Annotated in this window: 19 protein-coding genes and 2 riboswitches; of the genes, 16 read left to right on the top strand and 3 right to left on the bottom strand. The window is 37.7% G+C overall.

Annotated features, from left to right (window positions below):
• Positions 1–59 precede the first annotated feature (59 nt).
• A riboswitch (cobalamin riboswitch) is annotated at positions 60–263 on the bottom strand.
• A 164-nt stretch (positions 264–427) separates the two neighbouring features.
• Positions 428–615, top strand: a riboswitch (cobalamin riboswitch).
• A 149-nt stretch (positions 616–764) separates the two neighbouring features.
• From BGO84_RS12545 to BGO84_RS12555, 3 genes are read left to right on the top strand one after another with little or no spacing between them, the layout of a single operon-like run.
• Positions 765–1607, top strand: a complete 843-nt coding sequence (locus BGO84_RS12545) for a threonine/serine exporter family protein (protein WP_291029624.1) — start codon at positions 765–767, stop codon at positions 1605–1607.
• Positions 1608–1609: 2 nt separating this feature from the next.
• Positions 1610–2116, top strand: a complete 507-nt coding sequence (locus BGO84_RS12550; protein WP_291029627.1) for a threonine/serine exporter family protein — start codon at positions 1610–1612, stop codon at positions 2114–2116.
• A 30-nt stretch (positions 2117–2146) separates the two neighbouring features.
• Positions 2147–3877, top strand: a complete 1731-nt coding sequence (locus BGO84_RS12555) for a phosphoenolpyruvate carboxykinase (protein ID WP_135105689.1) — start codon at positions 2147–2149, stop codon at positions 3875–3877.
• An 86-nt stretch (positions 3878–3963) separates the two neighbouring features.
• On the opposite strand, the gene BGO84_RS12560 is transcribed toward BGO84_RS12555, so the two are convergent.
• From BGO84_RS12560 to BGO84_RS12570, 3 genes are all read right to left on the bottom strand, one after another.
• Positions 3964–5394: a TldD/PmbA family protein gene (locus BGO84_RS12560; RefSeq protein WP_291029629.1), complete on the bottom strand. Its 1431-nt coding sequence runs from the start codon at positions 5392–5394 to the stop codon at positions 3964–3966.
• Position 5395: 1 nt separating this feature from the next.
• Entirely contained in the window at positions 5396–6766 is a 1371-nt protein-coding gene (locus BGO84_RS12565) for an MATE family efflux transporter (RefSeq protein ID WP_291029632.1), read from the bottom strand.
• Positions 6767–6906: 140 nt separating this feature from the next.
• The gene (locus BGO84_RS12570; RefSeq protein WP_291029634.1) at positions 6907–7680 is read right to left on the bottom strand and encodes a DUF2334 domain-containing protein; all 774 of its coding nucleotides are present in this window, start codon (positions 7678–7680) and stop codon (positions 6907–6909) included.
• Between the two features lie 238 nt (positions 7681–7918).
• Here BGO84_RS12570 and lysS point away from each other — a divergent pair, with 238 nt between their 5' ends.
• From lysS to lepB (BGO84_RS12635), 13 genes are all read left to right on the top strand, one after another.
• Complete coding sequence (gene lysS, locus BGO84_RS12575) at positions 7919–9646, top strand: lysine--tRNA ligase (protein WP_291029636.1); 1728 nt, start codon at positions 7919–7921, stop codon at positions 9644–9646.
• A gap of 30 nt (positions 9647–9676) precedes the next feature.
• Positions 9677–10675 (top strand): NAD(P)H-dependent glycerol-3-phosphate dehydrogenase, encoded by a 999-nt coding sequence (locus BGO84_RS12580; RefSeq protein ID WP_006841900.1) that lies wholly within the window; start codon positions 9677–9679, stop codon positions 10673–10675.
• A gap of 9 nt (positions 10676–10684) precedes the next feature.
• Positions 10685–12031 (top strand): glucose-6-phosphate isomerase, encoded by a 1347-nt coding sequence (locus BGO84_RS12585; protein WP_291029638.1) that lies wholly within the window; start codon positions 10685–10687, stop codon positions 12029–12031.
• Between the two features lie 70 nt (positions 12032–12101).
• Complete coding sequence (gene rlmN, locus BGO84_RS12590; RefSeq protein ID WP_291029640.1) at positions 12102–13154, top strand: 23S rRNA (adenine(2503)-C(2))-methyltransferase RlmN; 1053 nt, start codon at positions 12102–12104, stop codon at positions 13152–13154.
• A gap of 75 nt (positions 13155–13229) precedes the next feature.
• Positions 13230–14315 carry a 4-hydroxythreonine-4-phosphate dehydrogenase PdxA gene (gene pdxA, locus BGO84_RS12595; protein WP_283685333.1) on the top strand — a complete coding sequence of 362 codons (1086 nt, stop codon included), beginning with the start codon at positions 13230–13232 and terminating at the stop codon, positions 14313–14315.
• A gap of 36 nt (positions 14316–14351) precedes the next feature.
• Positions 14352–15047 carry a sugar phosphate nucleotidyltransferase gene (locus tag BGO84_RS12600; RefSeq protein ID WP_252637887.1) on the top strand — a complete coding sequence of 232 codons (696 nt, stop codon included), beginning with the start codon at positions 14352–14354 and terminating at the stop codon, positions 15045–15047.
• Positions 15048–15078: 31 nt separating this feature from the next.
• Positions 15079–15948, top strand: coding sequence for a hypothetical protein (locus tag BGO84_RS12605; RefSeq protein WP_135105708.1), 870 nt, complete (start codon positions 15079–15081; stop codon positions 15946–15948).
• A gap of 67 nt (positions 15949–16015) precedes the next feature.
• The gene (locus BGO84_RS12610; protein WP_291029642.1) at positions 16016–16933 is read left to right on the top strand and encodes a CDP-alcohol phosphatidyltransferase family protein; all 918 of its coding nucleotides are present in this window, start codon (positions 16016–16018) and stop codon (positions 16931–16933) included.
• A 13-nt stretch (positions 16934–16946) separates the two neighbouring features.
• A complete protein-coding gene (locus BGO84_RS12615; protein WP_291029644.1) occupies positions 16947–17672 on the top strand; it encodes an HAD family hydrolase in 726 nt (241 codons plus the stop codon).
• Between the two features lie 240 nt (positions 17673–17912).
• Complete coding sequence (locus tag BGO84_RS12620; RefSeq protein WP_135105713.1) at positions 17913–19208, top strand: inositol-3-phosphate synthase; 1296 nt, start codon at positions 17913–17915, stop codon at positions 19206–19208.
• Between the two features lie 478 nt (positions 19209–19686).
• Positions 19687–20403, top strand: coding sequence for a 4-hydroxy-tetrahydrodipicolinate reductase (dapB, locus tag BGO84_RS12625; RefSeq protein ID WP_291029647.1), 717 nt, complete (start codon positions 19687–19689; stop codon positions 20401–20403).
• 8 nt (positions 20404–20411) lie between these two features.
• Positions 20412–21893 (top strand): signal peptidase I, encoded by a 1482-nt coding sequence (lepB, locus tag BGO84_RS12630; RefSeq protein WP_291029650.1) that lies wholly within the window; start codon positions 20412–20414, stop codon positions 21891–21893.
• A gap of 24 nt (positions 21894–21917) precedes the next feature.
• Complete coding sequence (gene lepB, locus BGO84_RS12635; RefSeq protein WP_291029652.1) at positions 21918–22907, top strand: signal peptidase I; 990 nt, start codon at positions 21918–21920, stop codon at positions 22905–22907.

A 22907-nucleotide genomic window follows, 5' to 3' on the forward strand; every position in this document is an offset into this window, starting at 1 on the left:
AAGGCTTTTTCTATTTGAAAAAATCCCATCCTAAATCTTCAGCTTTATTCCTCGAAAGCTTCCAACTATATGGTCTTGGCAGGTCTTCTGACTTACTTTATCTTTGAGCATCCTTCCCATTCAGTGTAAGAACAGTGGATAGAGTATTGTTCAAAGTCTTTGGAGGAGCTTACAGCAGCGGGTCTGTCCAGGATTTTCACCTGATTCCCTTTTCATCATTTTCTATGGATATAGTAAATGACACCAAAACCTGTGACAAAGTTATATGTTTTTAAGCATAAAAATAAACATTTAATGCAAAAATGCTTATTGATTGAGACTCTTCTCTTTTTGTTTTCTTTTATATCTTTTTGTATAGGAAAAAATAAAAAAGATGTGCTATTTATTATTTTTTCCTATACCTTTGCCTCCCGAAAGTTCTTTATCATTATTCTTCAACCGCTAAGGTGCCTCAGATATTGAGGAGAATAGGGAATCAGGTGAAAGTCCTGAGCTGTCGCGCAACTGTAATCACCGCGAAAGTTTCTATTTAAAAATCCACTGTTTCGTGCAGAGATGGGAAGGAAAATAGAAATGGTGAAAGCCAGGATACCTGCCTTAAATCGGATTGACAATGCTTCGCGATAAAAGTGTTATGTCTAATAATTTCATTCATCCCTCTTGTCGGAGGAGATGTTATTATCCAGGTGTGTTCTTATTGCAGCATTGTGAAGTTCAAAAGAGCTTTTTACATTTATGTTTAATCGTAAAAAGTTTAGAAAGAAATGCGCGCAAACGTTCTTGATTATTCGCATGTTGATGATCGATGTGCAGATGTAGAAAACACACGTTCAGACAAAGAGTTGTCGTTGAAAGAATTTGTAGACATCATATTGGAGGTCAGTACCCTGTTGCTTGAATCGGGAGCCCACTGTGAAAGAATTAATAGGAATGTACAACGTATAGCACAGAAGACAAACTATAAAGTAGAAATGCTGATATCATTTACTGCTGTATCGGTATCAGTAACCGATATGGGTAATGAGGAAAACATAGTAACGGCCAATAAAAAGATAATACATCATGGGGTACACTTTGGAATACTCACCAATACCAGTTTGCTGACATGGGAACTTGCCGAAGATCGGATTTCTTTGCAGGAGTTGCACCAGCGTATAAAAAGGTTGAAGGATACCTCTCGTTATTCCGTTTGGCTTGTTCGCCTGTTTATTGGAATAGCTTGCGGATCGTTATGCCTACTGGCCGGAGGGAATTTAATAGATGGGGCTTTTGCTTTTGTAGCCTCTTTTGTCGGGCTTGCGGTGCGTCAGGAGATGATTAAGAGAAAGTTTAACCTGATGGTTATTGTAATCTGCTCAGCGTTTGTGACAACAACCATATCAGGATTGAATATCTTATCTGGATTTGGTTATTCGCCTCAAACATCTATTGCTACTTCTGTATTGTTTCTTATTCCGGGAGTTCCTCTGATAAATAGTATAATCGATTTGCTTGAAGGGTATATTCCTACAGGTATAGCCCGTGGAGCATTCGGCGGATTTATTCTTTTATGTATCGCTGTGGGGATGTTTATTAGTATGACAATAATAGGAATAAATAACTTTTGATTATGCTAATAGATATATTAAAAGACGCTCTTCTTAGTTTTTTTGTTGCTATAGGCTTTGCACTATTGTTCGAAACGCCAAAGAAGGGATTGTTGGTTGCCGGTTTGCTGGGAGGGCTTGGTCATGCTATTCGTTTTACGTTGTTGTATTTCGACTTTGGCTTGATCTCAGCTACGTTGAGTGGCACTGTTGTGATAGGGCTTTTGGGTATCTACTGTGCTCATAAGATACACACTCCTCCGGTTGTATTTACATTGCCGGCTTGTATAACCATGATACCGGGCTTATATGCCTACAAGACGATGCTGGGATGTATACGAATATATGAAGAGGGAACGACCGGTGCAAAAACAGCATTTTTATTGCATGACACGGTTTACAATTTTATATTGACATCTTCTTTACTCTTTTCTCTGGCAATCGGTATATGTATTGCCGCATTATTGTTTCGGAAAAAGAGTGTAAAGAAAATAAAGAAGATAAAAGATTTAGGGATAAAAATATTTTGATACTAATATATTAACTAATTAATAACAAAGATGCTGCAAGAATTTACATTAAACAGGGGTCGTGCTATCATCAATTTCTCTTTGAAGTATTGTGATAACAGACAGAAAATTTTAAGTAGTTACGCGTTTCATCGGGTGGTTGAATCCTTTATTTTCAGAATAAAGAAAGATAACCAGATTATTTACGATTATTTTATTAAAGATTTCAAAACTGATGAAGAGCTAACCTTGTCTTTGATAGAGGTTATGAAGCTTTTGACTGTATGTGAAATAGATGAGCTTTTGGTGGTAAATAATAAATTTGCTCCATTCTTTAAGGATAAAGGCTTGTTTATAGAACTTATAGAAATGCTGTATAACTATTGGAGAAGGCTGGAAAGGGTTACTGTTGTTCACAACAATCGCATGGGTGATGGTCTTCAAAATGTGCGATTTGTGCAAGCAAACCAACTTCTTAATGAGTTGATACTATCTATCTACAGACGTACAGAAGAAACCGTAATGGGATACAGTCATAGCGTATACCGTCAGACTATCGCAGGGGCGAATGCAGGCTTGATGCTTAACGATATGCAATGGAATTGCCCGATTGAGTATAAGGGGCTTGCATCTATACCATTTATAGGAACAGTAGTTATCAACCCTCCTTATATTTCATATACGAAGAAGAACACCAGAGATGGTATCTTCCAGGAACATCAAACAAATCCATTGGCTAATTTGATCCTGAATGAGGATGAGTGGTTTTTGTACCCTGCAAAAGTTGGTAACTTGTTAGCTTTTGTCTATTTCCATAAAGATTTTATGTGTCATGGTTTAGGTCTTGCTAACTTGTTTGAGCTGGCTAAAGGCAATGATTATGTAGGTAAAAAACCCGATTTGATTTACGTATTTGGATATCCTGACGGCTATGAAGAAAAACGTACTTTCTATCATAAGGATAAGAAGAATGATATATTGATCGGTTATGCTAATTATTGCGATGATATCGACTATTTTGGTTATATGAAGAAGATGCTTCTTACGCTGCATAATATCAAGCAAATGGAAAGAGGCAATCTGCCTATTCATGGGGCTATGGTGAATATTGCTCTGAAGAATGGTAAAGAAGCAAATATTATCATAATGGGAGATAGTGGAGCCGGTAAATCCGAAAGTCTTGAAGCTTTCCGCACGCTCAACGAAAAATATATACGTCACATGCGTGTAATATTCGATGATATGGGATATTTGCAATTTGAAGCTGATGGACAGATAAAAGGATATGGAACTGAGATAGGAGCCTTTGTCCGTACCGACGACTTAGATCCTGCTTATGCTTTCGCTCAGCTTGATAGAGGTATCTACACCAACCCCGATAGAATAAATGCACGAGTAACCATTCCGATATCTACTTATGAGGTTATATCGAGAGGGTATACGATTGACTATATGCTATATGCTAATAATTATGCCGAATCGGAAACAAAGATCAGTTTCTTTGAGGATGTCGATAAAGCAATAGAGGTTTTTGAAGACGGAGCAAGAAAGGCAAAAGGAACAACTACCGAGAAAGGGCTTGTTAAGTCTTATTTCGCAAATCCTTTTGGCCCTGTGCAAGAAAGAGATAAAGCCGAAAAGCTTGTGCGTAAATTCTTCTTGGCTTTAGACGAAAGTGATGCAAAAATAGGAGAGATGCATACTTCTCTGGCGATTGATGGTAAAAGCAAAGAAGGGCCACGTGAAGCGGCTGAAGAGCTTTTCAGTATTATCAATGAATAATTTGCAGTAGCTGATATTTAAAATAAAACAGGATCGATTTCTTCGTGAATATCGATCCTGTTTTTTTATGCTGTAAATTTCTGATATTATTCTCCACCTACAGTCAGCTTGCGTACTAAAACCGAAGGTAGCCCTTGTCCTACAGGTACACTCTGTCCGTCTTTTCCACAAGTCCATGTGCCTTCATCTATCTTCAGATTATTGCCCACCATTGTAATGTCGGTGAGGACTTTGGCTCCGTTTCCAATGATGTTTATATCTTTTATCGGTTGAGTAAGTTTACCGTTCTCAATCAGATAACCTGTTTTTACGAAAAAGGTAAAATCTCCTGCTCCGATTTGTACCTGTCCATTGGTGAAATTATCTACATATACACCTTGTTTAACTGACGCTATAATGTCAGCTTCGGGAATGCTTCCGTTTTCCATATATGTTACCCGCATACGGGGTAGGGGAGCATAACGGAACGATTGTCTTCGTCCGTTTCCTGTTGGTGATACGTTGTAATGCTTGGCACTTATTCGGTCGTGAAGATAGCTTTCCAAGACACCATCTTTCACAATATACGTTTTTTGAGTTTCCACTCCTTCATCATCAAAATTGATTGTGCCTCGGGCATTGTCTATGGTGCCGTCATCCACAACATTTATGTCGGATGAACAGATTTGTTTTCCAAGTTGATCGGAAAATATAGAGATATTCTTTCTGTTAAAGTCCGCCTCGAATGTATGGCCTATCGCTTCATGCAATAAGATTCCCGAACTTCCTGCACCCATCACTACAGGCATCTCACCGCCTTTGGGTTTTATGGCCTCAAACATCAGAGAGGTTTGTGCAACGGCTTCTTTTGCTAAAGTCTCTATCAGATCATTGTTTAAATACTCAAAACCTTTTCGGTAGGCACGTGAAGCATATCCGTTTTCTATCTTGCCACCCTGTTCCATTGTACAAGATCCAGACATAAGGCTCATTGGGCGATAATCCCAGGTAAGGATACCCTCTGAGTTAAAGAATAGAATATAAGACGTAGAATCGTTCAGGCTGACAGACGCTTTGATGACCCGAGCGTCTAACTCGAAAATTCGATCATTCAATTTTTGAACAAATGATTTTTTGTCTGCTACAGAAATGTCAAGCCACGGCCTTTCTATTTTATAGTGGTTTCGGAAATGTTTTTCTGTTATCTCTATCGGAGTTATTCCTTTTGATGGTATAGAGGCTATTCCTGCGGCTGTTTTTGCAGCTTTCAGTAGTTCTGCTATTTCGGTATTTTCTACATAAGCATACCCTGTCTGATCTCCCGAGACAACTCGTATTCCTACCCCAAAATCTATATTCGAGGCAGCACGATTTACTTCTCCATCACGGAGTGATATGCTGTTGCTGAAAGTGTGCTCAAAAAATATGTCGGCATAGTCAGCACCTTTACCTAGAGCTTCGTTTATTACTTTAAGCAAGTTATTCTCCGTTATGGAGAAATGATCTAATATATTTTGTTTGTTCAAATGATCTATCATATTATAATCTCTCTGCGGATTCTATTTTCTTAAATTTATTTATCTGCCATATAAACAAAGCTGCGGTCAGTAAAGTTGCCGAAAAGTCAGCTGTTGGCAATGAATACCATACTCCGTTTACTCCGAAAAACTGCGGTAATATAAACAAGGCTGGTAATAATAATAGGAACTGGCGGGTAAGGCTCAATAGAATTGATTTTCCTGCCATACCTATACATTGGAAAAAATTTGTAACCACAATCTGGAATCCGACTAGTGGTAGCATAATTGTTACAATCCGTAAGGCTTTTGCTGTTTCGGCAGCTAAAGGTGGCGAAGGATTGAACGGTTTAACTATCATGTCCGGCAACAACACGCCTATAGCTAAACCTATGCAGCCAATAGCCACGCCGACTTTTATTGTGTAAAACAAGGTTTCTTTAACTCTCTGTATTCTTTTGGCTCCATAATTGTATCCTACAATAGGCTGCATTCCCTGAGTAAGTCCGACCATAATCATTACGATAATCATTATCAGGGTGTTTGCTATGGCATAAGCTTCGATAGCAATGTTTCCCCCGTAGGTTTTCAGATTATTGTTGATGAAGAATACGACAATAGACGCTGCAACTTGTATGAAAAACGGAGACATACCTATGCTTGCCACCGCCCATACTATTTTTTTGTTTAAGCCAATATGTTTTCTGCGCAAACGCAACATGCTATTTTTGTTCATGAAGTGGTACATGACAAAACATAGCCCTATAAACATTGAAATGATAGTAGCTATCGCAGCTCCTTTTATTCCCCATTCGAACCAGAAGATGAAAATTGGAGCTATTATAATGTTGGCTATAACGCCGATCAGCATTGTATACATTGCCTTCTGAGGATAGCCCGAAGCGCGCATCATGCTGTTGAAATTGAAGCACATGGTCAGAAATATATTGCCGGGCAGGTAATAGAGTAAGAATTCTTTCGCATACGGAAACGTTTCTTTTGTGGCTCCAATTCTTAATAATATAGGATCGAGAAAAATAAATAACGTAGTAACAAGTACTCCTGTGAATAAAAGAGTCATAAGGAACGAATTTCCTATTATCTTTTCTGCGGTTTCTTTATCTCCGCTACCCAAGCATATTGAAATACGGCTGGCTGAACCTGCACCTACAAGCATACCCACGGCGGCGGTAAGATTCATTATCGGCAAAACAATACCAAGTCCGCCAATGGCATGGTCTCCCAGATTGGGCCCGTGTCCGATGTAAATACGGTCAATAATATTATACAAGGCATTCACCATAGTTCCTACTATGGCCGGCAATGCGTACTGCCAAAGAAGTTTACTTATTTTTTTGTTTTGTAATTCATCAATGTTAGCTGTTTTTGACATCTAAAAAGCATTTAACTGTTAAGGAGTGATTCCTCCCATCTTTTGAGCGAGCAAAGGTACAAAAAACACTACCATCGGTATTGTTTTTTACATAATTAAGTATTTAACTTTGTTAATTTGAGGTTAAGCCTATCTAGTGTTTATTTACCTTTTATTATTTCTAGAAATTCTGATGGGGTGACGAATTTTACATTCTCCGATTCTAAAAACTCTACTATTTTTACAAAATTTTGCCATTGGTTTTCGTTCCAACTATTTGGATGCCCCTGTAGGTAGAAGTAGTTTAAATCTTTCGATTTTTCGCGATAAGCTTTAAGAAATTCATCATAATTCGGGTTGTGTACCGGGTATTCCATATCTAGGGTGTTGGGTAATACATATCCTTTGTAGTAGACGGGAGATATAGGACTGCCTAATGTCATTTTTATTTGAGGAAGTTGAGCTAAGGCCTTATCTGTGTTCGTGTTTGTACTGCTCCAGTGAGGCCCCCATACCCGAAGCTGAAGTCCGAGTTTGGCTTTTGCAAGGCTGTCTGTCAACTGTAGAGCTTTGAACTGTTGCTCGTAAGTGCCTTCAAATTCGCCTATTGTATCGCCTTTGGTGCGGTTATAATAACCATGATTCCAGAATTCAATGAAACCTCTTTCTGCACGGTCGGTAATCCATTTGAAGTAAGCCGGGTTGTCCTCGGCAAGAGAAAATCCAATTATACCAAAACCTGCTTTTATCTTTTTGTTTTCTATATAATCTGCGACACGTTGCCAACGAGAGGTAACAACTCCTTCTGTGCCTCCTGCAGTTACATCATCTAGCTTTAAAATGACAATTTTCCGGTTTTGAGAAAATGCAGTATTTGTCAACGATATGGCACAGAACAATAGAAGCAGAGAAAATAATATCTTTTTGTTGTACATTCTTTCAGGTTTTTATGTGTAAAAATTAGAAAGAATAAAGAAACAAAATATAATTTTCTTTTCCCGTGTTTTGTCTCTTGATTTTTATATCCTTGTTAAATTTTGAATTGGAATGTGTTGTCTCTCAAATTTAAGTGAAAAATAAGATGTTTGTTTTCCATTATATTTCTTAACTTTGCGGGGTTATTCGTGTGCGAAAATATTATTAAAATAATAAAAATCTGAGGATAGATTAATAATGAATATATTGGAATTAAGCGAACAGGAGATAATTCGCAGACAAAGTTTAGATGAACTAAGAGCATTGGGAGTAGAACCCTATCCGGCTGTATTGTATGAGGTAAATGCATATTCGAAAGAGATCAAAGAGAGCTTTCAGGATGATGCAGATAAGCGTTATGTGTCTTTAGCCGGACGTATAATGGGGCGTCGTATTATGGGTAAAGCTTCCTTTATGGAATTGCAAGACTCGGAAGGACGTATACAGGTTTATATTTCTCGAGATGATCTTTGTCCGGATGAAAATAAAGAGCTTTATAACACTGTCTTCAAGAAATTGCTCGATATTGGCGATTTCGTTGGTGTTAAAGGATTTGTTTTTCGCACTCAGATGGGCGAAATATCCGTACATGCCGAAGAATTAACGGTTTTGGGGAAATCGCTTCGTCCTCTTCCTGTCGTAAAAGTAAAAGATGGTGTTACCTATGATGGTTTTACCGATCCTGAGCAACGTTATCGTCAACGCTATGTTGATTTGGTTGTTAACGACAACGTTAAAGATGTATTCCTTAAAAGAACAAAAGTGTTCAACTCTATGCGTGAATTCCTTAATGGACATGGATATATAGAAGTTGATACGCCTGTGCTGCAAAGCATTCCCGGAGGAGCTACAGCTCGTCCTTTCATCACACATCATAATGCACTAGACATTCCTCTATATCTGCGTATTGCAAACGAGCTATATTTAAAACGCCTTATTGTAGGCGGGTTTGATGGAGTATATGAGTTTTCTCGTAATTTCCGCAACGAAGGTATGGACCGTACGCATAATCCTGAATTTACAGTAATGGAATTCTATGCCGCCTATAAGGATTATAACTGGATGATGGACTTCACCGAGAGGATGTTGGAGAAGATCTGTACAGATGTTCATGGTACAACTAAGGTGAAGATGGGCGATAAGGAGATAGACTATAAGGCTCCATATCCTCGTGTTACGATGATTGACTCTATTAAACATTTTACAGGTTTTGACATTAGTGGCATGGATGAAGATCAGCTACGTGATGTTTGTAAACAGTTAGATATAGAGCAAGATGCAACTATGGGCAAAGGGAAGTTGATAGATGCTATCTTCGGTGAAAAGTGTGAAGGAAACTATATACAACCTACATTTATAATAGACTATCCGGTAGAGATGTCTCCGCTTACAAAGAAGCATCGCAATAATCCGGAACTAACAGAGCGTTTCGAGCTGATGGTTAATGGCAAGGAATTGGCGAATGCATATTCTGAGCTGAATGATCCGATTGATCAGCGTGCTCGTTTCGAAGATCAGCTCAAATTGTCTGAAAAAGGAGACGATGAGGCAATGTTTATCGATCAGGATTTCTTGCGTGCATTAGAGTATGGTATGCCTCCTACAAGTGGTATCGGTATCGGTATGGATCGTTTAGTGATGTTTATGACCGGTCAGGAAAGCATACAAGAAGTGATGTTCTTCCCTCAGATGCGTCCCGAAAAAGCACCAAAGAAAGATGTTGTATCAAAATATAAAGAATTAGGAATAGCTGAAGATCTTGTCCCTGTACTACAAAAAGCAGGATATTTTACTGTCGAAAGCATGAAAGATGTCAATTCACAGAAGATAAGACAAGATATAGGCGAAGTCAATAAAAAATATAAACTGGATTTAGCACTACCTTCTGTGGACGAAGTAGAAGGATGGGTGAAAAAGCTTAGCTAATCCCCTTGTGTCTAATTAAAGTATGAATGAATGAGTTTTCCCGGTAAAATAACAATATTTGGAGGTGGTACATGGGCTACAGCCCTTGCCAAAATTATGCTTAATCACGAAAAGCATATAAACTGGTATATGCGCCGCCCTGAACAAATAGAGGATTTTAAGAAAACAGGACATAATCCTTCTTATCTTTCAAATGTTGAGTTCAATCTGGATAGAATTACATTTTATTCGGATATTACACAAGCAGTGGAAGATTCGGATACAATAGTTCTTGCTGTACCTTCTCCTTTCTTGAAAAGTCATCTTGAAAAGTTGAATACAAGTTTGGCGAATAAATTTATTATTTCAGCGATTAAAGGTATCGTCCCTCCGGAAAATTTGCTTGTGACAGATTATCTGGAGCAATACTATAATGTATCGCCTCAAAATATGGCGATTGTGGGAGGGCCTTGTCATGCCGAGGAAATAGCTTTGGAACGATTGACTTACCCTACTATCGCTTGTGCCGATATTCAGAAGGCAAATGCGATTGCTCAAGTCTTCAATAATAGATTTGTACGGGCTTCGGTGTCGAATGACGTTGCGGGGATTGAACTTGCCGCAGTACTGAAGAATGTATATGCAATAGCTTCCGGTATTTGCCACGGGCTGAAGTATGGCGATAATTTTCAGGCGGTGTTGGTTTCCAATGCTATATCAGAGATGGAGCGCTTTGTTGATATCGTTTCTCCTATCGAAAGAAGGATACAGGATTCTGCTTATTTAGGAGATCTTCTTGTAACTTGTTATTCTAGCTTTAGCCGCAATCGTACCTTCGGTGCAATGATTGGCAAGGGTTATTCGGTAAAAGCTGCTCAGGTAGAGATGGAAATGATAGCGGAAGGTTATTATGGCACAAAGTGTGTAAGAGAGATCAATGAAAAATATAATGTGGATATTCCTGTTGCAGATATGGTTTATCGTATATTGTATGAAAATTCTCCTGCACATTTAGAAGTGAAAACATTAAGAGAACAGATACTAAAATAAAGAAACAATATGGATAAGGTTATCAAATTAGACATTAGCAAAACATTAGGCTTTATAAGCCAAGCTGATATCAACAGTCAGGCAGCTCTTGCTAAAAAATGCAATGAGGCTCTTCACGATGGGTCAGGCAAAGGAAATGATTTTCTAGGCTGGCTCAATTTGCCATCTGCTATTACAGATGCAGAATTGAAAGATATTGAAGATACAGCAGCTGCGTTGAAAGCCAAATGTGAAGTCATTGTATTGGTGGGTATTGGTGGTAGCTATCTTGGATCAAGGGCAGTTATCGATTCTTTATCAAATGCATTTGACTGGTTACAGAAAGATCGTGAAAATCCTGTTATTTTGTATGCAGGAAATAATATAGGTGAAGATTACTTAGTTGAGCTTTTAGCCTACCTGAAAGGTAAAGCTTTTGGAATTATCAATATTTCCAAATCGGGAACAACTACAGAACCAGCTTTGGCTTTCCGTATACTGAAGGCAGAATTAGAAAAAGCTGTAGGTAAAGAAGAAGCTAAAAACCGTATTGTTGCAATCACAGATGCGGCTCGCGGAGCTTTGTATACGTTGGCAACAAAAGAAGGTTACAAGAAATACGTAATTCCTGACAATGTAGGAGGACGTTACTCTGTATTGACTCCGGTTGGGTTACTTCCGATAGCATTGGCTGGTATTGATATTCGTCAGTTAGTGGCGGGTGCGGTTTATATGGAGAAAGAAACAGCACCAAGTGTGTCATTCGAGAAGAATATCGCTGAAATATATGCCGTTACTCGTAATGAGCTGTATAAAAAAGGCAAAAAGATAGAAATCCTTGCAAACTTCAATCCTAAATTGCACTACATCGCAGAATGGTGGAAGCAGCTTTACGGAGAAAGTGAAGGCAAAGAAAATAAAGGTATATTTAATGCTGCTGTAGACTTTACTGCCGACCTTCACTCGATGGGTCAATGGATTCAGGAAGGTGAGCGTTCTATTTTCGAAACTGTTGTTTCTGTGGCTCAGCCAAACGAAACTTTGACAGTACCGACTGATGAGGAAAACCTTGATGGGTTGAACTTCCTTGCAGGTAAAAGAATAGACTTTGTAAACAAGATGGCAGAGTTGGGTACTCAGATTGCTCACGTTGACGGAGGTGTTCCGAATATAAAAGTAGAGTTGCCTAAACTGGATGAATATAGTATCGGACAGTTACTTTATTTCTTCGAAAAAGCATGTGGTATAAGCGGTTATATTCTTGGCGTAAATCCATTCGATCAGCCGGGAGTAGAGGCGTATAAGAAGAATATGTTTGCTCTTCTCGATAAACCGGGTTTTGAAAAGGAAAGCGAAGCAATTAAGAAAAGATTATAAAATTAAGCTGTTAGCCGATAGCCTTTAGCAATTTGCTAAGGGCTGTTTGCTAAAAGCTAAATACTAGAATATGGAAAATAAAAGGCACTTACTGGGTATGACTATGGAAGATTTCTATGGTGTAGTGGGTGAGTGTGGTTTACCCAGATTTTCTGCCAAACAAATAGCAGACTGGGTTTACAAAAAAAGGATAACATCTATCGATGAAATGACGAATCTCTCTGTCGCAAACAGAGCTTTGCTGTCAGAGAAATATGATATAGGGCGGTATAATTCTCTCGAATTTCAGCAATCTGTAGATGGTACTGTAAAATATTTATTCAGAACGGAAAAAGAAAAGCTGATAGAAGCCGTTATGATACCTGAGGACGATCGGGCAACGCTTTGTGTGTCTTCTCAGGTTGGTTGTAAAATGAATTGCTTGTTTTGCATGACTGGAAAACAAGGGTTTAATGGAAATCTAACAGCAAACGAGATATTGAATCAGCTCTATTCTGTTCGCGAGGCAGAGAGCTTAACGAATGTGGTTTTTATGGGAATGGGTGAGCCTTTGGATAATTATGAAGAACTGAAAAAGACACTCGAGATAATGACTGCTGATTATGGAATGGCTTGGAGTCCGAAGCGTATAACGGTTTCTACAACAGGTGTAACACCCAAGTTGAAACGTTTCTTGGACGAGAGTAACGCTCATCTGGCTATCAGTATACATAGTCCTGAAAAAGAACAAAGATTATCGATAATGCCTGCCGAAAAAGCATTTCCTATTACAGGGGTAATGGATTTATTGCGGCAATACGATTGGACAAAACAGAGACGATTGTCTTTCGAATATATAATGTTTGACAACTTCAACGATTCTTTAATTCATGCAAAAGAGTTGGCACAGATACTTAGGGGAATTGAATGTAGGGTAAATCTTATCCGCTTTCATGCGATACCTAATGTCGACTTGAAAACTTCTACTAAAGAGAAAATGGAGGCATTCCGCGATTATTTGACTAAAAAGGGAGTAACCAGTACGATTCGTGCATCTCGAGGAGAAGATATTTTTGCGGCTTGTGGTATGTTGTCGACAATAAAAGGGGATGCTTTAGCTGCTCCTAAAAAGAATTTAGAATAATCTATCAGGCAAAATAAAAAAATGACCCTCGTGTAGTCTTCCTTTATGGAAGTTGAGAGGCCTAAATATAAAGCTATGATTAAAGTAGGAATAACACAAGGTGATATAAACGGAATAGGCTATGAGGTTATATTAAAGACCTTCGCAGATATCCGTATGGCTGAAATCTGTATTCCCGTAATATACGGATCAGCCAAAGTTGCCGCTTATCATCGTAAGGCGATGGAGTTGCAGACAGTTGCTTTCAATCAGATAAGTGATGTAAAAGACGCTGTTGTAAATAAGGTTAATATCATCAATTGTATCAATGAAGAGACTAAAGTAGAGCTAGGGCAAGCTACTCCTGTTGCAGGTGAAGCTGCATACCAATCGCTCGAAAGAGCTGTTGCCGACCTTCGGGATGGCGCAATAGATGTTCTTGTAACAGCTCCTATCAATAAGCATAACATACAACGAGAAGACTTTAAATTCCCGGGACATACAGAATATCTGGAAGAACGTTTTGGGAAAGATCAGGATAAAAGTTTAATGATTCTGGTAAAAGACTCTCTTCGGATAGCTCTTGTTACAGGGCATATCCCATTGTCGGAGGTTCCTAATACATTGACAAAGGAAAAGATAGTGGAAACAGCTACTCGCTTCGAACGAAGTCTTAAAAGAGACTTTAGAGTGGGGCGACCTCGTATTGCTGTTTTGTCACTGAATCCTCATGCCGGAGAAAATGGATTGTTAGGAAATGAAGAAAACGAGATTATAATTCCTGCTCTGAATGAGTTGCAAGATAAAAAGATACTTTGCTTTGGACCATATCCGGCTGATGGATTTTTTGGTTCGGGCGATTATACTCATTTTGATGGTATATTGGCTATGTACCACGATCAGGGATTAGCTCCATTCAAAACCTTAGCGATGGAAGACGGCGTTAATTTTACTGCCGGTCTGTCTATTGTGCGCACATCACCTGCTCATGGTACTGCATACAGTATTGCAGGGCAAAATAAAGCTTCAGAAGAGTCGTTCCGTCAGGCAATATATATGGCTATTGATACTTATGGCAATCGTATAGAATATGATAAAGCTTATGCTAATCCACTGAGAAAGTTATATGTGGATAAAGGCGGTGATGATAGTGTTGACCTGATAAAAGAAGCAGAAGAATAGTATATTTACCTCTTAGTTAAAATTTAGTTAATAAAAATGAATTACGCTATAATTGCTGCGGGAGAAGGTTCTAGGCTTGTCCAGGAAGGTGTTACTTTGCCAAAACCATTAGTAAAGCTAAATGGGGTGGAAATGATTCGTCGGCTGATTGATATATTTCTCAAAAATAATGCTTCTTCAATAAGTATTATTGTGAATGAAGAAATGACTCAAGTACAAGACTATCTGACTAATCTCGAATTGGGTATTCCTTTTAATGTTGTGATTAAGTCGACACCCAGCTCAATGCATAGCTTTTTTGAGTTAAGAGATTTTCTTCGAGACGGAAAATTCTGCTTAACAACAGTAGACACGATTTTTAAAGAAGACGAGTTTTCTAAATATATTCAAACATTCATAAATGATTCGGATAGTGATGGTATGATGGCTGTGACAGACTTCATAGATGACGAAAAACCGCTTTATGTGGATGTAAATGATCGTATGGCAATAAAAGGCTTTCTCGATCATTCTGATAATTGTAAATACATCTCCGGAGGTATTTACGGTTTGACACCAAAGGCGATTGATACGCTTGAGGCCTGTTTAGACTCCGGGCAAGCTCGTATGCGCAACTTTCAGAGACAATTAGTTGCTGACAATTTACAATTAAAAGCATATCCTTTTGAGAAAATAGTAGATGTGGATCATGCAGGCGATATTGTTAAAGCAGAGAAATTCTTAAACAATTAATATAAATAGAGATAGGGACATTATAAACACTATGTCAAAGATAAAAGTAGCAGGAATCAAAAGGAAAACAAAATTCTCTCCCAATCATATAGGCAATGATGGCATGATATTCAGTGAGACAGCCGAATGTTTAAGAAATATGGGATATGATGTAAGAGAATATACAGAAGACGAATTTATTTTAAGTGAAGAGAATGAGCGGTATATCTTCAATATGGCTCGTGATAAAACAACCATCCGCAAACTAAAGAAAAGAGAAGAGGATGGAGCTGTTATAATAAATCCGGGAACCGGTATTGAAAACTGCACACGAGAGGCAATGACTCGCTTGTTGTTGGAAAACGACATACCATATCCAACCAGCCTTATCGTAGATGTAACCGATGATCCGAGTCAAGAACTGAAGAAAATGACAGCGGATGCATATTGGATCAAACGAGGTGATTCGCATGCCATTCATAGAGAAGATGTAACCTATGCACGTAATATACCCGAAGTGAAATCAATATTAAAAGAGTTCGCTTTGCGTGATATTCCAAATGCTGTGATCAACGAACATCTTGTCGGAGATCTTGTAAAGTTTTATGGGGTGGCAGATACTGATTTCTTCTATTGGTTTTATCCTTACGATTTAAGCCATAGTAAATTCGGACTTGAAGCAATAAATGGTGAAGCGCATGAGTTTCCGTTTGATGTAGAGGCATTGAAGAAAGCATGTGATAAGGCCGGTGAGATATTAGATGTTAAAGTATATGGAGGAGACTGCGTTGTAGACGAGGATGGCTCTTTTAAAATTATTGACTTTAACGATTGGCCGAGCTTTGCTCCTTGTAGAAGTGATGCAGCACCTAAGATTGCAGAATGTGTTCATAAGCAGATTCAGAGAGATTTGCAAGGATAATTATAATAAGGTTATATTTGCATTATACGAAAAGTAGTTTGTAATAAAAGTAGTATCAATAAATTAAATGGATAATAAACAACCGACACTTGAATCTACTCTAAAATCAACGGATACAGAAGAGTTTATAGATATTCATTTCTATCGTCCGATCGGTTATCGTTGGGCTCTATTGTTTCAGAAATTAGGTGTTACTCCTAATGCTGTCACCATAGCAAGTATCTTCTTGGGTATAGGGTCTGGGATATGTTTTTATTTTGACAATATATGGATATCTCTGTTAGGGATATTTTTACTTGTATGGGCAAACTCTTATGATAGTGCAGATGGACAGTTGGCTCGCATGACAAAGCAGTTTTCTGCTTTGGGTCGTGTCTTGGATGGTTTTGCCGGTAATCTGTGGTTCGCTTCCATTTATGTAGGTATTTGCTTACGTCTTTATCCTGAATGGGGCGGATGGATATGGGTTTTAGCTTGTGTTACAGGTTATTTTCATTCCAAACAAGCGGAGATGGCGGATTATTACCGTAATGTGCATCTACTCTTCCTTAAAGGGAAAGCAGGGAGTGAATTAGATAATTCGACTGAGCTTACTGCCAAATTTAAGGAACTAACTTGGAGTAAAAACTTCGGAGCAAAAATCGTATTGTTTTTCTATCGTAATTATACCACCGATCAGGAAAATCGATCTCCAAGACTTCAGGTTTTATTTCGATTACTCAGAGAAAGATTTGGAGATGTTGCTCCTGAAAGTTTCCGCAACGATTTCAGAGAGAAAAGCCTCCCCTTGATGAAATATACCAATATTCTTTCTTTCAATACACGATCTATCGCATTGTTTGTGTCTATATTGTTGGGGTGGCCTTGGTTGTATTTTGTATTTGAATTAACTGTATTGAATATACTGCTTGTATATATGGTAACAAGGCATGAGAAGATAAGCAAAGGCTTTGTTCTGGATATAAAGAGTGGAAAATACAATTAAAATAAGTTTTAGCATGTTTGATTTGTCAAAAGTAAAAGGGATTATCTTCGATTACGGAGGTACTATAGATAGCAATGGTAAGCATTGGGCTGAAGTTTTATGGGAATCATATTTGGATAATAAAGTTCCTGTAACCAGAGAACAGTTCCGTGAGGCGTTTGTATATGTAGAACGTTATCTGGCTGCTAACCTTGTTATATTACCCGAAGATAACTTTCATGTTTTACTGAAAAAGAAAGTAACTCTTCAAATAGAATATCTTTTGGAGAAGGGCTTTTTGGAGGAAAATGATAAGACAAAGATGTATAGCCTTGCAATTTCAGATCAATGTTATAACTTTGTAAAAGATTTAATTAGAAAGGAAGTTGATATACTTACAGCACTAAAAGACCGTTATCCAATGGTTCTGGTATCTAATTTCTATGGAAATGTACAGTCTGTGTTAGGAGATTTTGACTTACTTAAATATTTTGATGATATTATAGAATCGGCTGTTGTAGGTATAAGAAAACCCGATCCCGCTATATTTGGATTAGGCGTTGAGAAGCTTGGTCTTCCTGGTTCTTCCATTGTCGTTATTGGAGATTCTTATACGAAAGACATTGTTCCAGCTACAAAAAATGGATGCCAAACTATTTGGCTCAAAGGCTTGGGCTGGGGTGACGATGACGAAAATGCTACGGCTGATATAATTATAACGGATTTCATGGAGTTGAAATCTATCTTTCAATTAGATTGAAAGGCAATACTTGAATACATTAATAATACTATAGAGTCAGTCTGACTATCTGCTTTAGTAATGGATACCGTTTGTATGGTAGAAAAGCCCGGGTTGGGAGAATAAAGTAAAACAGATCTTCACTGAAACTATACTATTATATAGGATTTTATGAATTCGGGAGATAATATCCTGATGAAATAAAGTCTCCGGTTTAAAGGATTACTGCGGGTTGCAGTGTATTTTAAAAATTAATTAAAAATGGAAAAAGTACAAGTGAAAGAAGCCAAGGGTAAACTTGGTATTCTAACAATTGGTGTTGGAGCTGTTGCTACAACATTCATGGCAGGAACGTTATTAACACGTAAAGGACAAGGTGTTCCTGTAGGTTCAATTACACAGTTAGCTACAATGCGTCTGGGAAAAAGGGAAGAAAATCGCTTTCCGAAGATTAAAGACGCTGTGCCTTTGGCAGATCTTAACGATGTTGTTTTCGGTGGATGGGATATCTTCGAAGAAAACGCATACGAAGCTGCAGTACACGCAGATGTGTTGACAAAAGACGACCTGAACAAGGTGAAAGACGAAATGGAAGCAATCAAACCAATGAAAGCTGTTTTCGATCAAGACTTTGTTAAACGTCTACACGGTACATGGGTAAAATCAGCTCCTACTAAATGGGAATTGGCTGAACAAGTAAAACAAGACATCCAAGATTTTAAAACAAAAAATAATTGCGATCGTATCGTAGTTATCTGGTGCGGAAGTACTGAAGTTTTCACTCCGCTTGGTGAAGTTCATAAAACATTAGCAGCATTCGAAAAAGGACTTAAGGAAAATCATAAAGATTTGGCTCCTTCAAACGTATATGCTTATGCAGTAGTGTCGATGGGTATTCCATATATCAATGGGGCGCCAAACCTTACAGTAGACATTCCTGCTATGTGGGAACTAGCAGCTAAAACTCAGACTCCTATCTGTGGTAAAGACTTCAAAACTGGTCAGACTATGTTGAAGACTGTATTGTCTCCAATGTTCAAAACTCGTATGTTGGGTCTTAACGGATGGTTCTCAACCAATATTCTTGGAAACCGTGACGGAGAAGTACTCGATGATCCGGGTTCATTCAAAACGAAAGAAGAGTCGAAACTTTCAGTTATAGACAATATTCTTCAGCCTGAATTGTATCCTGAACTTTATGGAAATGTTTATCACAAAGTACGTATCAATTATTATCCTCCTCGCAATGATGACAAAGAAGGATGGGATAACATTGACCTATTCGGATGGTTGGGCTACAAAATGCAAATGAAAGTGGACTTCCTTTGTAAAGACTCTATCCTTGCTGCTCCTTTATGTCTTGACCTAGTATTGTTCTCCGATTTGGCGAAACGTGCAGGTATGAGCGGAATACAAGATTGGTTGTCTTTCTACTTCAAGAGCCCAATGCATGAACCAAGTAAGATTGCAGAGCACGATTTGTTTATCCAATATGTGAAGTTGAAAAATACACTTCGTAAAATGATTGGAGAAGAAACTGTAGATTTTATTGATTAAAATAATAATCTTATAATACTGAAAGACTGTCTAGATAAACCTAGACAGTCTTTTTTTGTTGAGTTGTCAAGATAGTTTGGTACATACTTTATGATTTTGTGAATAAGCCAAATTTTTATTTAAGACTGAACTTAATTGTTATCCAAAATAAGAAGAGGATAACCTTAGAAAAAAGTTATCCTCTTTTTAGAAAAATATATAAATGTAAAGTTCAATATTGCCTGCTCCTAGTATGTTGAAGCAGATAAAGTTTCTATATTTATTAGAACATTATTTTTTTGATTATGTTTATTGTTTTCGCCTTGAAATTTAGTTAAATGAAAATAATAGATAATTTATGTTTATATTTCTTATCAACTGTAATTTCCTTAGCATAAAATAGACTAATAGTCAGGGATAAATTAGAAATCCAATCTCATGGAAATAAGTTTTTATGTATATTTGTAGGCTTTAGTTACTCATTAAATTAACTCTCGGAATGAATATAGCACTTATAGGATATGGTAAGATGGGGCATGAGATAGAAAAGATAGCCCTGAAAAGAGGTCACAATATTGTATCAATCATTGATATGAACAATCTGGAGGAGTTTAATTCTCCCGCATTCAAAAGTGCTGATGTTGCAATCGAGTTTTCTACACCTGATAGCGCAATACAAAATTATCGTAAATGTTTTGAAGTTGGTGTTGCTGTTGTTGCAGGAACAACAGGGTGGTTAGAACATTTGGACGAAGTAAAGAGAGCTTGTGCTGAACAGGGAAAAACTTTCTTTTATGCTTCTAATTATAGTCTTGGTGTTAATATCTTTTTTGCCCTGAATAAATATTTGGCAAAGATTATGAATAACTATCCAAGCTATGAAGTAAAGATGGAAGAAGTGCATCATATCCATAAATTGGATGCACCGAGTGGAACCGCTATCACGCTGGCTGAAGATCTTATAAAGGAAGTTAACCGCAAAGAACGTTGGAGCCTGGAAGTAGAAGAAAAACAAACAGACTTGCCTATACATTGTATTCGTGAAGGAGAAGTTCCCGGAATACACGAAATAATATACGAGTCTGAAGCAGATATTATAAGTATAAAGCACGATGCTAAAAGCCGTGTGGGTTTTGCTCTTGGTGCAGTGTTGGCTGCCGAATTCACCAATGGTAAAAAAGGATTCTTAGGAATGGATGATATGCTCAAATTTTAAAATAAGATATGGAAAAGAACTCTTCGAATCAGCAAAATAAAAGAGAACGTCGCAAACGGGGAATGAAGCAATGGATATATGCCATTCTAGCAAGTGTTTGCTGTGTTGCGTTTGTTATCTGGACCGGGTATTGGGCTGTATTGATCCTGATCCCTGTTTTTATAGATATATACATCACTAAATTTGTTCCTTGGGGTAGATGGAAACAATCTAACAACCGCCAAGTAAAGAGTATCCTCGATTGGGTCGATGCTATTCTTTTTGCACTGGTAGGGGTGTATTTTATAAATACTTTCTTTTTCCAAAACTATCAGATTCCATCTTCATCCTTAGAGAAATCTCTTTTGGTCGGTGATTTTCTATGTGTAAGCAAACTGAGTTATGGGGCACGTTCTCCAATGACCCCGTTTTCGTTACCATTGATGCAGCATACTTTTCCTTTCTTCGGATTTAAGTCCTATCTTGAAAAACCTCAGCTAGAATACAAGCGATTCAAGGGAACAGGACATATTGAGCGTAATGATATAGTTGTTTTCAACTATCCATCGGGAGATACTGTGGCTTCAAAATTTCAGGAAGTAGATTACTATGTTTTGTGCAAAGAAGCTGGAAGAAGCCAAGTTTGGACAAATAAGAATACATACGGAGACATACTTTATCGCCCTGTAGACAGACGCGAAAATTATGTAAAACGTTGTGTAGGATTACCGGGAGAAACGATCTCTATTTTAGGTGATACTGTTTATATCAACGGAAAACCAATCCAAAGCCCTGAGAAAATGCAATTGTTGTATTGTGTGCAAACCAATGGTACAGATATATCTTCGGCTGCTTTCGATGATTTGGGCTTAAGCCAGGAAGACAAAAAGAGAATAGGGATGTATCAGGATTTGAGCGAAGTGGATAGCCTTTCGTATGTGAGGTCAATTTTCCCTAAGGCTAAAAATGGAAATCCGGGACTCTTATATACCGGTGTAAATATGACTAAAGAAATGGTGGAGGAAATGAAACAAAAGCCATTTGTAGAAAAAGTAATTCCTCTAAACCAGTTTTATAAGTTGGCTAATAGAATGGGGCAAAAATTTGTACAACCTACTATTTATCCTATCACTTATGACATGCAAACACAACCCGGAGATTTGCATCCTCTATGGATACCTAAAAAAGGTGAAACAATTAAGTTTGATACTGATGTAGATCGTAAGGTAGCAACATATATACGTTGTATAAAGAATTATGAACTAAACGATTTTGACTATCGTGATGGAAAAGTTTACATTAATGGGCAGCAGGCCGATTCTTATACATTCAAATTGGATTATTACTTTATGATGGGAGACAACAGAGATAATTCGGCCGATTCGCGTGTTTGGGGATTTGTTCCCGAAGATCATGTTGTAGGTAAACCTTTGTTTATATGGCTCTCTTTGGATAAAGATAAGAACGGAATACGCTGGAACAGACTTTTCACATCCGGCAACAAAAAATAATAAGCTAAAATTGGGGATTGAAAAATGTCTTCAAAAAAGAAAAATATCTATACATATTTGGGCAAAGTGATTTTGATTACTTTGCTCATTGTGTTATTTATACGAACTTTTTTTGTAGAGTCATATACTATATCCTCGTCTCAAATGCAAACCTCTCTTCTGGAAGGAGATCAAGTACTTATTGATAAAACATCATACGGTGTTCGTTTGCCTATTACAATATTAACTATTCCGTTTACTTTTGATAAAATATTTGGAGTTCGTTCATATCTCACATCTATAGAAGCTCCTTACAAAAGAATATTGGAAAAGAAGATTGAAAGAAACGATATTGTCTTGTTCAATAATCCGATGGATATTGGTAAGCCCTTAGATAAGAGGGATCTCATCGTCAGCCGTTGTATTGCAATGCCCGGCGATACCGTTTCAGTAGAAAAAGGACTTCTATCCCTTAATCGTATAAGTCATATTGCTTCTCCCGACCTTATGAATGAATATTCTATGCATATTCTCGCTTTAAAGGATATACAGGCTATAATGGAAGAGCATAATATTCCTATTCGTAGCTTGAAGCATAGAGCAGATACAATAAGTATTCTCCTGAATAAATTAGAGACTTTTATTATTAATGAAAATATAGAAGACTCCACTGGATCTATATGTTGTAAGATCGATACAACTCAAAATTATCATTTGATAGTACCGTCGAAGGGTAAAGTGATAAGTCTTAATAGTCTGAATATTAATATGTATAAGCAGCTAATACTGCAAGAGCAGGAAGGTAATGCCCATGTTATTAATGATAAGTTATACATCGGGGGAAAAGAGCAGACAACTTATACGTTTCAAGACGATTACTATTGGATGTTGTCAGACAATGCGAAAGATGCATTAGATTCTCGTATGTTGGGCTTTATCCCTTTTAAGAATATAATAGGCAAAGTTCGTTTTATCTGGTATAGCACCCATAATGGAAACTTAAGAAAAGAACGTTGTTTAACTTCTGTAAATTGA

The organism is Dysgonomonas sp. 37-18 (assembly GCF_001899125.1).
GTDB lineage: Bacteria > Bacteroidota > Bacteroidia > Bacteroidales > Dysgonomonadaceae > Dysgonomonas.

What these genes read in the sequence shown, in the direction of transcription:
- BGO84_RS12545 (WP_291029624.1), top strand. Translation starts at nt 765, where the DNA reads ATGCGCGCAAACGTTCTTGATTATTCGCATGTTGATGATCGATGTGCA.
- BGO84_RS12550 (WP_291029627.1), top strand. Translation starts at nt 1,610, where the DNA reads ATGCTAATAGATATATTAAAAGACGCTCTTCTTAGTTTTTTTGTTGCT.
- BGO84_RS12555 (WP_135105689.1), top strand. Translation starts at nt 2,147, where the DNA reads ATGCTGCAAGAATTTACATTAAACAGGGGTCGTGCTATCATCAATTTC.
- BGO84_RS12560 (WP_291029629.1), bottom strand. Translation starts at nt 5,394, where the DNA reads ATGATAGATCATTTGAACAAACAAAATATATTAGATCATTTCTCCATA.
- BGO84_RS12565 (WP_291029632.1), bottom strand. Translation starts at nt 6,766, where the DNA reads ATGTCAAAAACAGCTAACATTGATGAATTACAAAACAAAAAAATAAGT.
- BGO84_RS12570 (WP_291029634.1), bottom strand. Translation starts at nt 7,680, where the DNA reads ATGTACAACAAAAAGATATTATTTTCTCTGCTTCTATTGTTCTGTGCC.
- lysS (WP_291029636.1), top strand. Translation starts at nt 7,919, where the DNA reads ATGAATATATTGGAATTAAGCGAACAGGAGATAATTCGCAGACAAAGT.
- BGO84_RS12580 (WP_006841900.1), top strand. Translation starts at nt 9,677, where the DNA reads ATGAGTTTTCCCGGTAAAATAACAATATTTGGAGGTGGTACATGGGCT.
- BGO84_RS12585 (WP_291029638.1), top strand. Translation starts at nt 10,685, where the DNA reads ATGGATAAGGTTATCAAATTAGACATTAGCAAAACATTAGGCTTTATA.
- rlmN (WP_291029640.1), top strand. Translation starts at nt 12,102, where the DNA reads ATGGAAAATAAAAGGCACTTACTGGGTATGACTATGGAAGATTTCTAT.
- pdxA (WP_283685333.1), top strand. Translation starts at nt 13,230, where the DNA reads ATGATTAAAGTAGGAATAACACAAGGTGATATAAACGGAATAGGCTAT.
- BGO84_RS12600 (WP_252637887.1), top strand. Translation starts at nt 14,352, where the DNA reads ATGAATTACGCTATAATTGCTGCGGGAGAAGGTTCTAGGCTTGTCCAG.
- BGO84_RS12605 (WP_135105708.1), top strand. Translation starts at nt 15,079, where the DNA reads ATGTCAAAGATAAAAGTAGCAGGAATCAAAAGGAAAACAAAATTCTCT.
- BGO84_RS12610 (WP_291029642.1), top strand. Translation starts at nt 16,016, where the DNA reads ATGGATAATAAACAACCGACACTTGAATCTACTCTAAAATCAACGGAT.
- BGO84_RS12615 (WP_291029644.1), top strand. Translation starts at nt 16,947, where the DNA reads ATGTTTGATTTGTCAAAAGTAAAAGGGATTATCTTCGATTACGGAGGT.
- BGO84_RS12620 (WP_135105713.1), top strand. Translation starts at nt 17,913, where the DNA reads ATGGAAAAAGTACAAGTGAAAGAAGCCAAGGGTAAACTTGGTATTCTA.
- dapB (WP_291029647.1), top strand. Translation starts at nt 19,687, where the DNA reads ATGAATATAGCACTTATAGGATATGGTAAGATGGGGCATGAGATAGAA.
- lepB (WP_291029650.1), top strand. Translation starts at nt 20,412, where the DNA reads ATGGAAAAGAACTCTTCGAATCAGCAAAATAAAAGAGAACGTCGCAAA.
- lepB (WP_291029652.1), top strand. Translation starts at nt 21,918, where the DNA reads ATGTCTTCAAAAAAGAAAAATATCTATACATATTTGGGCAAAGTGATT.